The organism is Nonomuraea sp. NPDC023979 (assembly GCF_040639085.1).
GTDB lineage: Bacteria > Actinomycetota > Actinomycetes > Streptosporangiales > Streptosporangiaceae > Nonomuraea > Nonomuraea ceibae.
Genome location: NZ_JBEZZG010000013.1, coordinates 156,068 through 168,764, shown reverse-complemented (window position 1 = coordinate 168,764; position 12,697 = coordinate 156,068). Strand labels below are relative to the sequence as shown.

The 12,697-nt window shown below is 74.9% G+C and carries 12 protein-coding genes; 7 read left to right on the top strand and 5 right to left on the bottom strand.

Annotation, left to right across the window (positions count from 1 at the left end):
• Positions 1–139: 139 nt before the first annotated feature.
• Positions 140–1,324 carry a cytochrome P450 gene (locus AB0G11_RS23660; RefSeq protein WP_357588272.1) on the top strand — a complete coding sequence of 395 codons (1,185 nt, stop codon included), beginning with the start codon at positions 140–142 and terminating at the stop codon, positions 1,322–1,324.
• A 56-nt stretch (positions 1,325–1,380) separates the two neighbouring features.
• Here the strand turns inward: AB0G11_RS23660 and AB0G11_RS23655 are convergent, their stop codons facing one another.
• Positions 1,381–1,728 (bottom strand): DUF6223 family protein, encoded by a 348-nt coding sequence (locus AB0G11_RS23655; protein ID WP_357588222.1) that lies wholly within the window; start codon positions 1,726–1,728, stop codon positions 1,381–1,383.
• Positions 1,729–1,939: 211 nt separating this feature from the next.
• Between AB0G11_RS23655 and AB0G11_RS23650 the strand changes: the two genes are divergently transcribed.
• Genes AB0G11_RS23650 through AB0G11_RS23640 form a run of 3 tightly spaced genes read left to right on the top strand, consistent with a single transcriptional unit; the run spans position 1,940 to position 5,003 of the window.
• Positions 1,940–3,118 carry a histidine kinase gene (locus AB0G11_RS23650; protein ID WP_357588220.1) on the top strand — a complete coding sequence of 393 codons (1,179 nt, stop codon included), beginning with the start codon at positions 1,940–1,942 and terminating at the stop codon, positions 3,116–3,118.
• Positions 3,115–3,789, top strand: a complete 675-nt coding sequence (locus AB0G11_RS23645) for a response regulator transcription factor (protein WP_219511560.1) — start codon at positions 3,115–3,117, stop codon at positions 3,787–3,789. Before AB0G11_RS23650 ends, AB0G11_RS23645 begins: the two co-directional genes overlap by 4 nt.
• A gap of 44 nt (positions 3,790–3,833) precedes the next feature.
• Positions 3,834–5,003 carry a DUF1266 domain-containing protein gene (locus AB0G11_RS23640; RefSeq protein ID WP_357588218.1) on the top strand — a complete coding sequence of 390 codons (1,170 nt, stop codon included), beginning with the start codon at positions 3,834–3,836 and terminating at the stop codon, positions 5,001–5,003.
• Here the strand turns inward: AB0G11_RS23640 and AB0G11_RS23635 are convergent.
• Entirely contained in the window at positions 5,000–6,130 is a 1,131-nt protein-coding gene (locus tag AB0G11_RS23635; protein WP_357588216.1) for a mandelate racemase/muconate lactonizing enzyme family protein, read from the bottom strand. The genes AB0G11_RS23640 and AB0G11_RS23635 overlap by 4 nt on opposite strands.
• 7 nt (positions 6,131–6,137) lie before the next feature.
• Positions 6,138–8,351: an LLM class flavin-dependent oxidoreductase gene (locus AB0G11_RS23630; protein ID WP_357588214.1), complete on the bottom strand. Its 2,214-nt coding sequence runs from the start codon at positions 8,349–8,351 to the stop codon at positions 6,138–6,140.
• An 84-nt stretch (positions 8,352–8,435) separates the two neighbouring features.
• Between AB0G11_RS23630 and AB0G11_RS23625 the strand changes: the two genes are divergently transcribed.
• A complete protein-coding gene (locus AB0G11_RS23625; protein WP_219518648.1) occupies positions 8,436–8,969 on the top strand; it encodes a helix-turn-helix domain-containing protein in 534 nt (177 codons plus the stop codon).
• A 114-nt stretch (positions 8,970–9,083) separates the two neighbouring features.
• Here the strand turns inward: AB0G11_RS23625 and AB0G11_RS23620 are convergent, their stop codons facing one another.
• Positions 9,084–11,216, bottom strand: a complete 2,133-nt coding sequence (locus tag AB0G11_RS23620; protein WP_357588212.1) for a SpoIIE family protein phosphatase — start codon at positions 11,214–11,216, stop codon at positions 9,084–9,086.
• 165 nt (positions 11,217–11,381) lie between these two features.
• Positions 11,382–11,672 (bottom strand): hypothetical protein, encoded by a 291-nt coding sequence (locus AB0G11_RS23615; RefSeq protein WP_219518650.1) that lies wholly within the window; start codon positions 11,670–11,672, stop codon positions 11,382–11,384.
• 91 nt (positions 11,673–11,763) lie between these two features.
• Here AB0G11_RS23615 and AB0G11_RS23610 point away from each other — a divergent pair, with 91 nt between their 5' ends.
• Positions 11,764–12,060, top strand: coding sequence for a hypothetical protein (locus AB0G11_RS23610; RefSeq protein WP_357588210.1), 297 nt, complete (start codon positions 11,764–11,766; stop codon positions 12,058–12,060).
• Positions 12,061–12,082: 22 nt separating this feature from the next.
• Positions 12,083–12,682: a TetR/AcrR family transcriptional regulator gene (locus tag AB0G11_RS23605; protein ID WP_219518656.1), complete on the top strand. Its 600-nt coding sequence runs from the start codon at positions 12,083–12,085 to the stop codon at positions 12,680–12,682.
• The last annotated feature ends 15 nt before the right edge of the window (positions 12,683–12,697 follow it).

Below are 12,697 nucleotides of genomic sequence, written 5' to 3'. Positions count from 1 at the left end.
TGGCCGACGGCGACGGCGGGAAAATGACAGGCTTCGTTACCATAACGATGATCGTGACGATTTGTGCGCGAAAAGCCCCGGATGGTAACGCCCCTGGCGGCAGCCCGCCCGATGCTTCAGAGTGGGGGACGTGTCCTCGATGGAGCTGCCGCTCTACATGCGGCGCACAGAGCTGGATCCCGCCCCCGAGCTGGGCGCCTTCCGCGACGAGCAGGGGGTGGCCCGCGTCCGGACCCCGTTCGGCGCCGAAGCCTGGCTCGTCACCCGCCACGCCGACGTGCGCGCCGTCCTCGGCGACGCCGAACGGTTCGCCATCGCCCGCCGCGGCATCACCGAGCTGCCCGGCGCGCCCAAACTTACCGCCGAGCAACTGGCCGAGACCCGCGCCGGCAACCTGCTGGCCACCGACCCGCCCGAGCACACGCGGCTGCGCCGCATGCTGACCGGCGAGTTCACGCTGCGCCGGATGCGCCGCCTGGAACCGCGCATCACCCGCATCGTCGAGGACCACCTCGACGCGATGGAGCGCGCCGGCTCGCCCGCCGACCTGGTGCCCGCGTTCGCGCTGCCGATCCCGTCCCTGGTGATCTGCGAGCTGCTCGGCGTCCCGTACGACGACCGCGAGGGCTTCCAGCACCGCACCGGCCGCATGCTCGACATGTCCATCCCCGTCCCCGAGCGCGTCGCCCTGCAGCTGGAGTCGCGCGCCTACATGGCCGAGCTCGTCGCCCGCAACCGGGCCGAGCCGGGCGAGGAACTGCTCGGCATGCTGGTGCGCGAGCACGGCGACGACCTCACCGACCCCGAGCTGATCGGCATCGGCAGCCTGCTCCTGCTGGCCGGGCACGAGACCACCTCCAACATGCTCTCCCTCGGCACGCTCGCCCTGCTGCGCCACCCCGAGCAGCTGGAGCTGCTGCGCAAGGAGCCGGAGCGGATCGACGCCGCCGTGGAGGAGCTGCTGCGCTGGCTCAGCATCGTGCACTCAGGCACGTTCAAGATCACCACCACCGAGGTGGAGCTGGGCGGCCACACGATCGGCCCCGGCGAGATCGTGGCCTGCGCGCTCCCGGCCGCCAACCGCGACCCGGCGCTGCTGCCCGACGCCCACCTGCTCGACATCACCCGGGGCGAGCCCGGCCACGTCGCGTTCGGCCACGGCGTGCACCACTGCCTCGGCGCGCCGCTGGCCCGGATGGAGATGCGCATCGCCTTCCCGGCCCTGCTGCGGCGCTTCCCCGACCTGCGGGTGACCGACCGCGAGCCGCAGTTCCGCTCCTTCCACATCGTGTACGGGCTGACGTCGCTGGAAGTGGCCTGGTAGCCGGGACGCGTCACAGGGACGGCGTCACCAGGACGGCGGGGTTCCCGGACGGCGGGTCAGGACGGACGGCGCGAGCGCGCGGTCGCCAGCCCGGCGAGCCCGGTGGCGGCCAGCCCGATCAGCAGGGCCACGAACGCGCCGCCGAGCCCGTTGCCGGTGCCGATGCCGCCGTCGGAGGTGACCACGACGACCACGGCGACCGCCGTCCCGGCCAGGCCCAGCACCACACCGGCCCGCGCGCCCCGGCCGGTGCGGCGGGCCAGGGCGCGCCCGCCGAGCGCGGCGCCCGCCAGCCCCGCGAGCGCGGCCACGAGGGAGCCGATCCGGCCCGCGCTCAGCGTGTACGCGGTGACGGGGTCGGGCTGGGCGGTCGCGACCAGGTGGGCGGCGTCGAGGAGTGGCATGACTGCTCCTTCGATGAATGGACGTCACCCGATCATGTCGCCGGGCCCGTCCGCCGGTCGTCCGCCCGGCGTCGGCACTTCGCGCTGCCGCCGGCGACGCAGCCGCCTGCCGCGCCTCCGGCAGGAGCCGCGGATCTACCGCGCTCGTGGTAGCCGCCCGCTCGTCCGCGCGCAGGAGTCGCCCGCGCCCCCGTCCGGCTAGGGTGCGCCCATGAGCGCAGCATGGGCCAGGGTCACGGCCTGGGTCAGGGCCAGAACCAGGGCCACGGGCACGGCCGAGATCACGGTCGGGGACTGGGTGATCGCCGTCTGTGTTGCGGCGGCGCTGCTGGTCACGGGCCTGTCCGGACAGCCTGCCGGCACCGGCCCCGCCGTGGCCGGCTACGCGCTGCTGGCGACCGGCGGGCTCGCGCTGGCCGTGCGCCGCCGCGTCCCGGTCGCCGTGCTGGCCGTCACCGGGGCGTGCGCGGCCGGCTACCAGGCGGCCGGGTTCGACGTGCCCGCCGTCGCGTACCTGTTCGCCGTCTACGCCGCCGTGCGGGCGGGGCGCCGCGCCGTCACCGTCGGCGTGAGCGTGCTCGTGCTGGCGGCGATGCCCCTGGCGGCCCTGGCGTCCGGCCTGCACGACACGGGCGAGGCGTTCGCGCAGGCCAGGGGCGCGCTGGAGCTGGCCTGGCTGGTCGCCGCCGGGGCGGCCGGTGAGGCGCTGCGGCAGGCCGAGCGGCGGGCGGAGGAGGCCGAGCGCACCCGCGAGGAGACCGCGCGCCGCCGCGCCGACGAGGAACGGCTGCACATCGCCCGCGAGCTGCACGACTCACTCACCCACCAGATCTCGATCATCAAGGTGCAGGCCGAGGTCGCCGTGCACGTCGCCCGTAAACGCGGCGAGCGGGTGCCCGAGGCGCTGCTGGCGATCCAGGAGGCCGGGCGGGAGGCGAGCCGCGAGCTGCGCGCCACCCTGGAGGCGCTGCGCGACGACGACACGGCCCCGCCACGCGGCCTCGACCACGTCCCCGACCTGGTCGAACGCGCCCGCACCATCGGTCTCGACGCCACGCTGACCATCGAGGGGCGGCGGCAGGACGTGCCCGCCGCGGTGAGCCGCACCGTCTACCGGATCGTGCAGGAGTCGCTCACCAATGTCGCCAGGCACGCCGCCGCCGGCAGCGCGTCCGTCCGCATCGACTGCGGCCCCGACGCCGTCGACGTGCGCGTCGAGGACGACGGCCAGGCCAGGCCCGGCGCCGCCCCGGTGCCCGGCGTCGGGCTGCTCGGGATGCGCGAGCGCGTCACCGCCCTGGGCGGCCGGCTGCGCGCCGAGCCGCGCGGCGAGGGCGGCTTCGCCGTGCAGGCCGTGCTCCCCCTGATCCCCGCGGACCGGGCGTCGTGATCCGCGTCCTGCTGGTCGACGACCAGCCGCTCATCCGCAGCGGGTTCCGCGCGCTGCTCGACCTGGAGGACGACATCGACGTCGTGGCCGAGGCCGGCGACGGCCTGGCGGGCGTGGCGCTGGCCCGCGAGCACCTGCCCGACGTCGCGCTCGTCGACATCCAGATGCCCGTCGCCGACGGCGTCGAGGCGACCCGGCGGATCGCCGCCGACCCGGCGCTGGCCGGGGTGCACGTCGTCATCCTGACCAACTACGGCTTCGACGAGTACGTCTTCGACGCGCTGCGCGCCGGGGCGGCCGGGTTCCTCGTCAAGGACATCGTGCCCGAGGACCTGCTGCACGCCGTCCGCGTCGCGGCCCGCGGCGAGGCGCTGCTCGCGCCGTCGATCACCCGCAAGCTCATCGACCGCTACGTCACCCAGGCGCCGCCCGGCACCGGCACCGGGCTGCAGGAGCTGACCAACCGCGAGCGCGAGGCCGTGGCCCTGGTCGCCCGCGGCCTGTCCAACGACCAGATCGCCCAGCACATGGTGATCAGCCCGATGACCGCCAAGACGCACGTCAACCGGGCCATGACCAAGCTCCGCGCCCGCGACCGCGCCCAGCTCGTCGTCCTCGCCTACGAGTCCGGCCTGGTGACCCCGGGCACGGGATCCACCGGGCAGTTGTAACGTACTGCGCCATGGGGACACGGGAGGGGGAGAGCCCTGATCTCATGACGGGTCAGGGCCCGGCGGGCGCGCCCTGGCAGGCGCCCACCGACGTCGAGCAACGCCTGTACGAGGCCAAGACGCGCGGCGACTGGGCCGCGTACTTCGACGTGCTGGCCGGCGCGCACCTCTACCACGCGATGCCGCGCGCCCGCGCCGACGCGCGGCCCGGCTGGGTCACCTACGCGCCCACGCGCGTGGGCGGCACCAAGTACCTGGTGTTCCTCACCGAGGGGGTGCTGCCCGCGCCCGTGGCCGACCCGGTCTTCTTCCGCGACGACCTGGGCGAGCTCGCCCGCAACTGGCCGCGTGACGACGAGTGGCTGGCGATCGACCCCGGCACCCCCTGCGAGGCGTACTTCCCCGCGACCGCCGCCCACCGGCGGACCTGGCTCCAGCACACCGCCCGGGTGGCCTACCCGCCCCGGGGCGAGCTGCGCACGCTGCGCGCCGGCGGCCCGCTGCACGGCCCGGTCGCCCACGGCCTGGCCTGCGGGGCGCTGCTCTGCGTCGCCAACGCCTCGCTGTGGAACGCGATGGGCTGGCACGGCACCGGCTACGTCCGCGAGCGCAAACGCCTGAAGGAGTGGTGGGGCATCACCAGCCGCGAGGAATGGCTGAGCGCCCAGGAGGACCTGCTCGAAGGCCGGATGAGCAGCTCTTTCTGGCAGCTCGTGCTGCGCGTCCGCAGCGCGCTCGCCCTCGACTACGGCGGCGCGGTCGAGGTGGACCACTGGCGCCAGGTGACCGACCGCTACCTGCGCGAGCACGCCGAGCCGGCGGCCCAGGCGGCCCAGGTGTCCGGGGCGCAACGGCTCATCGGGCGCATCACCCGCTACGAGGCGCGCTTCCGCGCGGACGGCCTGCTCCCCGAGGGCGGGTTCGTCCGCACGGTCGAGGCGTGGGACTACGGGCGCGCCTCGAAGATGGCCCGCTGGGGGCTCGGCGCCCGCTTCTGCGACCTGGCCGAGGCCGAGCGGGCGGTCGTGCGCGCCGGACGGCTCAGCCGGATCACGTACCGGTCCTGGGAGGAGTTCTCCGCCGCCTACATCCTGGGCCGCTGCCTCCACTTCGACGGGGAGGAGTTCGGCGCCTGGTACGCCGACATGCTCCACGCCCACCGCGTCCTGACCACCGACCCGGGCAGCCCCTGGCGCAACATCCCGTTCGCCTAGACGCCGAACGTCCGGCTGTCGACCGTCCACCCGGCGGCCCGGTCGCTCAGCGTCAGGCCGAGGCCGGGCCGGTCGGGCACCAGCATGCGGCCGTCGCGGATCTCCATCCGCTCCTCGAACAGCGGCTCCAGCCACTCGAAGTGCTCCACCCACGGCTCCAGGCCGTACGCGGCGGCCAGGTGCAGGTGGATCTCCATGGCGAAGTGCGGGGCGAGCTGCAGCCGGTGGTGCTCGGCCAGCGCGGCCAGCCGCAGGAACGGGGTGATGCCGCCCACCCGGGGCGCGTCCGGCTGCAGGACGTCCGCGCCGCCCGCCCGGATCAGCTCGGCGTGCTCGGCGACGCTGGTCAGCATCTCGCCGGTGGCGATCGGCGTGTCGAGCGCGGCGGCGAGCGCGGCGTGACCGGCGTGGTCGTGGGCGTCGAGCGGCTCCTCGATCCACACCAGGCCGTACTCCTCCAGCGCGCGGCCCATCCGCGCCGCCGCCGGGCGGTCCCACTGCTGGTTGGCGTCCACCATGAGCGGCACGCCGTCGCCCAGGTGGGCGCGCACCGCCCGGACCCTGGCCAGGTCGGCGCGGGTGTCGGGCTGGCCCACCTTGATCTTGACGCCGCCGATGCCGCGCTCCAGCGCCGCCGAGGCGTTCTCCAGCACCTGCTCGATCGGCGCGTGCAGGAACCCGCCCGAGGTGTTGTAGCAGCGCACCGAGTCGCGGTGCGCGCCCAGCAGCTTGGCCAGCGGCAGGCCCGCCCGCCTGGCCTTCAGGTCCCACAGCGCGATGTCGAACGCGGCGATCGCCTGCACCGCCAGCCCGCCCCGGCCCACCGACGCCCCCGCCCAGGCCAGCTTCTCCCACAGCCGCGCGATGTCGTTGGCGTCCTCGCCCAGCAGCTCGGGAGCCAGCTCGCGGGCGTGCGCGTACTGGCCGGGGCCGCCGGCCCGCTTGGAGTAGCAGAACCCCAGGCCCTCGTGCCCGCCCTCGGTGGTGATCTCCGCGAACAGGAACGCGACCTCGGTCATCGGCCGCTGCCGCCCGGTGAGCACCTTGGCGTCGCTGACCGGGGTGCTCAGCGGCAGAAGGACAGAAGACAGGCGAATGGCGGCGATCTTGTCCAGGGGGTTCGTCATGGGGACATCATGCCCGGGGGGTGATCGGGAAGTTGTGCCGGAACACGTTGCGCGGGTCGTACACCGCCTTGATCCGCCGCAGCCGCTCCAGCGTCTCCGGCGGGAACGCCCTGGCCAGCACCTCCTCACCGGTGCGCGTCTCGAAGCTCAGGTAGACGGCCTGCGCGCCGACGCCCTCCCAGGCGTCGCCCGCGCCCATGACGGCGCTGACCGAGAAGTTCTGCGTGCGGTGCGCGTACGCGGTCGCGCCGGCCGGGGTGTCGTTGACCGCGCCGCCGACCGAGCGCACCTGCAGCATGTGGGCGTCGCCGGTCGCGAACAGCGCCGCCAGCCGCCCCGCGAGCCCGGCGTCCAGGTGGTCGGCCAGCGCCGAGCGGCTGCGCAGGGCCGCCTGGCCGGTGTGCCGGTTGTGGTGCGGCGCGACCAGCGCCGCGTACGGGACGAGCTGCGCCTGCTGCTGCAGCACCGGCCCCGCCCCCAGGAACGGCTCCAGCGCGCCGACCGCCGCGTCGGCGTCGTCGCCCGCCCACACCGCCAGCGTCTGCGCCATCACCGACCCGGCGCCCCCGCCGGGGAAGACCGTCAGGAACGGCGTCAGCTCGCGCGGGCTGTCCTCCACCAGGCGGCCCCACCGCTCCAGGAAGCCCGCCAGGTCCGCCGCGTCGTGCACGAACACGCCGAGGACCACGTCGCCCAGCTCGGCGGCCTCGATGTCGAAGGAGGTGACGACGCCCATGTTGCCGCCCGCGCCGCGCAACGCCCACAGCAGGTCCGGGTGCTCGTCCGGCCCTGCGCGCACGATCCGGCCGTCGGCCAGCACCACCTCGGCGCCCACCACGTGGTCGATCGTCAGCCCGTACGAGCGCGCCAGGAAGCCCTGGCCGCCCGTGGTGGCGAGCCCGCCGACGCCCACGTCGCCGTAGTCGCCCGAGCTGATCGCCAGCCCGTGCGGCGCCAGCGCCCGCGCCACGTCGCCCCAGCGGGCGCCCGCGCCCACCCGCACCAGCCGCCGCCCCCGGTCGAGCACCTCGACGCCGTCCAGCGCGCCCACGTCGACGACGATCCCGCCGTCGTTGGTGGAGCGCCCGCTGATGCCGTGGCCGCCGCTGCGCACCGCGAGCGGCACGTCCTGGCCGATCGCGTACGTGAGCGCCTCGCTCACCTGGCCGGCCGTCGCGGGCCGCAGCACCAGGCCGGGCGAGCCGGCCCACACGTAGGACGAGCGCACGCCCGCGTAGGCGGGGTCGCCCGGCTCCACCGCCGAGCCGGCCAGCGAGGCGGGCACCGCGTCGTAGTCGATCCCGGGCCTGCGCAGCTCGACGGCCCGCCCGCCCCGGCGGGAGCCGCCGCCGCCCGCGCCGCCTCCGCGCTCGGCCGCCACGGCCTCGCGCAGCGCCGGCGCCACCTCCTCGGCGAACGCCCTGATCGCCCGCGGGTCGTCCGAGCCGAGGATGAACGTGCTGACCCCGTCCTCCAGGGCGAGCGGCAGCAGCCGCTCCACCCACGTGCCGGGCGCCTCGTCGCCCATCACGTTGAGCAGGCGGCGGACGGCACGCGGGTCGCGGCCCGCCTCCTCCGCCGCCTCATCGATGATCTTGTTGGCGCCGGCGATCTCCTCCGGCTGGATGTAGCCCAGGCTCGGCAGCCACCCGTCGGCCTTGGCGCCGACCAGCCGGAGCATGCGCGGCTTGTACGCGCCCAGCCAGATCGGCACGTCGTGCGCCGGGGCCGGGCCGCGCTTGGCGCCGTCGAGCGCGTAGTAAGTGCCCTCCAGCCGCAGCAGCCGCCGCTCGCCCGCGTCCCAGATGCCGCGGATCACGTCGATGGCCTCGCTCAGCGCGTCGACCGCCTGGCCGGGCGTCAGGCGGCGGCCGCCCATCGCGCCGATCGCGTCCCAGAACCCGCCCGCGCCCAGCCCCAGCTCGATCCGCCCGCCGGACAGCAGGTCGAGGCTCGCCACCGAGCGGGCCAGCACCGCCGGGGGCCGCAGCGGCAGGTTGAGCACGTTGCCCGACAGGTGCACCCGCTCGGTCCTGGCGGCCGCCCAGCTCAGCAGCGTCCAGGTGTCCAGGAAGGCCGGCTGGTAGGGGTGGTCCTGGAACGTGACCAGGTCGAGCCCGGCCTCCTCGCTCAGCCGGGCCAGGTCGACGGCCGCCTCGGGCCGGTCGTTGCGCGGGGTGATGAACGACCCGAACCGCAGATCGTGGCCGTAGTCGGGCATGTGGTCCTCCAGACCGATTGGTAGACGTGTCAACCATAATCACTTTGGATGACATGTCAACCTTTCGTGGCGTAGGCTGGCGGCATGACCGAGAGCCGGGACGCCGACCCCGCCGCCGCTGAAAGCCTGGCCGCGTGGCGTGCGCACACGGCGGTCCACGCGCAGCTCGCCGCCCACCTCGCCCGCGAGCTGACCCGCGCCACCGGGCTGTCCGAGGCCGACCACCAGGTGCTCGACGTGCTCCTCGACGCGCCCGGCGGCCGGCTGCGGGCCCTGGAGCTGCGCTTCACTCTGCAGTGGGAGAAGAGCCGGCTGTCCCACCAGGTGGCCAGGATGAGCGCGCGCGGCCTGCTGGAGCGCGTCGCCTGCACCGAGGACGCGCGGGGCTGGGACATCACGCTCACCGCCGCCGGCCGCGAGGCCGCCGCCCGCGCCCGGCGGGTCCGGGAGGAGTCCGTGCGCGCCCTGGTCGTCGACACCCTAGGCCCGGGCCGCCTCGCCCAGCTCGCCGAGACCGCCGCCCTCCTCAAGGCCGGCCTCGACCGCGCCGCCGACCGCGACCCCGACTGCCGCGCCGCCCGCGCCGAACTCTACGGCCCGGCCCCCACCGACGCCTGAGCCCTGCCCGGACCGTCCGCCGGCGACCCCACCACCCGGCGACCCCACCACCCCGCGACCCCCCACTTCGGAACCGTTCGCCCCGGGATCGTCCGGTGCGGGACCGAACGGACCCTAACCCTCCGGCGGGGGGTCGTCGTGCCCGGGGGCGTCCGGGGTGGCGTCCGTCGGGGAGGGGTTGACCGGGGAGAGGAGGAGCACGGCGACGTCGTCGGCGCGGTAGCCGACGCCCTCGGCCGGGTCGACGAGCCGGTCCGCCAGCCGCGCCAGCGGCAGGCCGCCGTGCCGGGTCAGCCGCCGCGCCAGCCCGTCGATGGCGTCGCCGAGGTCCACGCCCGGTGCCTCGATGAGGCCGTCGGTGTAGAGGGCCAGCACGCTGCCGGGCGGCAGGTCGAGCTGCGACGTCGGGTACTCGGCCGCCGGGTCGATGCCGAGCAGCAGCCCCGGCGTCGACTCGACGATCTCCGTGGGCCGCCCGGGCCGGCGCAGCAGCGCGGGCAGGTGGCCGGCGCTCGCCACGCACGCGGAGCCGTCGCGCAGGTCGAGGCTGATGTAGAGGCAGCTCGTGAACCGGTTCGGCGACAGGTCGATGAGCAGCCGGTTGGTGTGGCTCAGCACCTCGCCCGCGCTCGCGCCCGAGGTCGCGTGCGCATGGATGGCCGTGCGGACCTGCCCCATGAGCGCGGCGGCGTTCGTGTCGTGTCCCTGGACGTCGCCGATGACGGCGGCGGCCTGGCCGTCGTCGAGGTGGATGAGGTCGTAGAAGTCGCCGCCGATGTCGATGCCCTGGGTCGCGGGCAGGTAGCGGGCCGCCACCTCCAGCCCGGGGATCACCGGGAGGGCGCGTGGCAGCAGGCTGGCCTGGAGGGTCTGGGCCAGGCGGTGCTTGGCGTCGTAGAGCCGGGCCCGTTCCAGCGCCTGCGCCATCAGCCCGGCGAGCGAGGTGAGCGTGGTCCGCTCGTCCTGGGTGAAGCGGTGCGGGCTCCCGTAGGCGAGCACGAGGGTGCCGATCGGCCCGCCGGAGCTGTGCAGCGGCAGCAGCGCCCAGGCGGCCATGCCGTCGTAGCGGCCCGCGTCGGGGTAGACGTCGAGCAGTTCGCGCTCGTTGGCGAAGAACGCGGGTTCGCCGGTGATGAGGGGCAGTTCGGGGGCGTGCGGGGCGCACGGCGCGCGTCTGCGCATCTCGGCGACGCCTTCCGGGCTGTAGCCGCGGGTGGCGGCGACCCGCAGCCGCCCGCCCTCGGCGGTCAGGATGGCCAGCCCCTTGACGTCGAAGACGGGGATGATCTGGTCGGCCACCAGGTCGATCACGTCCTGGACGGTGGCGGCCTGGCTGAGCGACGAGGCGAGTTGCAGCATGTCGTACAAGGCGGCCCCGCTGATCTGCCGGCTGACCACCGGGTCGGGCATCACGTGGGCGGGGTCGCGGGCCATCGTGCTCGGCGTGATGCGGACGCTGAGCCCGGACGGCGTCGGGAAGAGCTGGAACGCCAGCCACTGCCCGTCGGGCCGCTGGGCGGTGAAGAAGGTGATCTGGTGGCCGAGGACGGCCGCCCGGTAGCTGTCCTCGTGCGGCGGGTCGGCCAGCCACGGCAGCACCTCCCACGGCCGCTTGCCGACCATCTCGGCGGCGGTGGTGTCGAGCAGCCCGGAAGCCGGCGCGCTGAGGAACGTCACCCTGCCGTCCACGTCCAGCGCGCAGTAGCCCTCGGGCAGGCCGTTGAGGCATTCCAGCGCGGCCATCGCCGCCTCGGCGCTCACGGCGGGGTCGTCCTGCTGGGAGCGGAACGGGGCCAGGATGCGGGGCCGCGGCCTGGGCCGCACCGGCCGGCCGAGCCGGTCGGCCTGCGCCAGCAGCTCGCCCATGTCCTTGCAGGCGCGTTCCATGACGTCGAGCACGTGCTGGCCCGGCCCGGTGTCGCGGGTGGCGGGCAGGAGCAGCAGCAGCGCGCCGCGCGCCGCCTCGCCGCACAGGATCGGGGCCGTCACGACGGCGAAGTTGTACGGCATCGCCAGCGCGACCCCCGGGAACTGGCGGGCCAGGTCCTCGCGGTCGGCCGTCCACACCGGCCGCCGTTCGCGCAGCGACACGGTCATCGGCATCCGCATCGACATCCGGATGCGGGCCCACGCCTTGGCGACGGCGGCCGGGAAGCCCATCGCCGTGTTCATGCTCAGGACCAGGCCGTCCTGGTCGAGCAGGTAGAGCGCGCCGATGTGCGCGCCGGTCTCGCTGACGGCGCGCACCAGCAGGTCATCGAGTCCCGGCGCGCCCCGCCTGGAACCCGTGATGGAAGCGGACCTGCCTCCCACGCGCTAGCCCGTCCTGCTCCCCGGGCCGAAAGTCGCCATAAATGCAGAATACGCCCATCCGAAATCACCCACGGTAGCGACCCAGGCGCGCACGGTGTTCTACGGCACGTCGAACCTCTGCCTCCGGCGGGCGCCGGCCACCTCGATCCCCGCCGTGCCGAGGACCGCGTCGAGCGGCAGCGACACCGTGTACGGCGCCAGCGCGGGCAGCCCGATGCCCGGCAGCGTGCCCTCGACCTCGATGACCCAGTAGTCCGGCTGGGTGATGTAGACGAGCGGCGCCAGCCGCACCTCCATGTTCGCGTACGGCTTGCTCCCGCTGACGACCAGTACGTACGTGCCGGGAGCGCTGCCCGGGACGACCCTGGCCTCCTCGAAGTCGATCGGCATGCCGTGATCGTAGCCGTCGCCGCGCGACGCGGCAGACAAGCTGACAAAAAGCGTCTAACATGTCAGCACCCGAGACCGTCCAGGAGGACGCATGCTGCCGACCGTCGTCATGAGTTTCTTCGCGGGCCTGTTCGCCGCCAACGCGACCCCGCACTTCGTCAAGGGCATCACCAAGGAGCACTTCCCCTCGGCCTTCGGCTCAGGGCCGCTGCCCAACCTGCTGGCGGGCTGGGCGTCGTACGTCATCGCCGCCCTGCTGGCCTGGGGCGCGGACGTGGGGGAGCGGCCGGTCGCGGCGTTCGCGGCGGCGGCGCTCGGAGCGCTGGCCATCGGCGTGTTCCACGCGACGATCGGCGCCTTCGGCAGGCGGCCCCCGGCCCGGGCCTGACGGGCCGTCATAGAATGTCAGCATGTCAGACGGGGCCGCGGCCAAGCAGGACCACATCGTCGCCGCCGCCCTGGGCGTCTTCGTCCGTCACGGCTACCGGCGCACGTCCATGGACCTGATCGCGCGCGCGGCGCGCATGTCCCGCCCCGCCGTCTACCAGTACTTCGGCGGCAAGGAGGAGCTCTTCCGCGCCGTCGGCGAGAAGCTCGCCGACGGCCTCGTGACCGCCGCGCGGGCCGCGTGGCGCGGCGACGGCTCCGTCGCCGACCGGCTCTACGGGATGCTCGCCGTCAAGCTCGACCTCGTCGCCGGCGGCGTCGAGGCGCGGCTGCGCGCCGAGCTGCTGGCCGAGGCGCGCGAGGTGGCGGGCGACGTGGTGCTCGCCCTGGAGGACGGCTACACCGAGGCGGTCGCGGCGGCGCTGGAAGCGGCCTCCGGCGAGCTCGACCTGCTGGGCCACGCCATCCCGGCGCGCGACGCCGCCGCCGTCCTGGTCGCCTCCCTGACCGGCATCGCCCAGCAGGAGGCGCCCCCGGAGGTCCTGCGCACCCGGCTGCGCCAGCTCGTCGAGCTGACCGTGCGCGGCCTCGCAACGCGAACACCCGCTCCCGCCACGCCGTAGGCGCGGCAGGAGCGG

Coding starts and splice junctions, on each gene's coding strand:
- AB0G11_RS23660 (WP_357588272.1), top strand. CDS start 140: ATGGAGCTGCCGCTCTACATGCGGCGCACAGAGCTGGATCCCGCCCCC.
- AB0G11_RS23655 (WP_357588222.1), bottom strand. CDS start 1,728: ATGCCACTCCTCGACGCCGCCCACCTGGTCGCGACCGCCCAGCCCGAC.
- AB0G11_RS23650 (WP_357588220.1), top strand. CDS start 1,940: ATGAGCGCAGCATGGGCCAGGGTCACGGCCTGGGTCAGGGCCAGAACC.
- AB0G11_RS23640 (WP_357588218.1), top strand. CDS start 3,834: ATGACGGGTCAGGGCCCGGCGGGCGCGCCCTGGCAGGCGCCCACCGAC.
- AB0G11_RS23635 (WP_357588216.1), bottom strand. CDS start 6,130: ATGACGAACCCCCTGGACAAGATCGCCGCCATTCGCCTGTCTTCTGTC.
- AB0G11_RS23630 (WP_357588214.1), bottom strand. CDS start 8,351: ATGCCCGACTACGGCCACGATCTGCGGTTCGGGTCGTTCATCACCCCG.
- AB0G11_RS23625 (WP_219518648.1), top strand. CDS start 8,436: ATGACCGAGAGCCGGGACGCCGACCCCGCCGCCGCTGAAAGCCTGGCC.
- AB0G11_RS23615 (WP_219518650.1), bottom strand. CDS start 11,672: ATGCCGATCGACTTCGAGGAGGCCAGGGTCGTCCCGGGCAGCGCTCCC.
- AB0G11_RS23610 (WP_357588210.1), top strand. CDS start 11,764: ATGCTGCCGACCGTCGTCATGAGTTTCTTCGCGGGCCTGTTCGCCGCC.
- AB0G11_RS23605 (WP_219518656.1), top strand. CDS start 12,083: ATGTCAGACGGGGCCGCGGCCAAGCAGGACCACATCGTCGCCGCCGCC.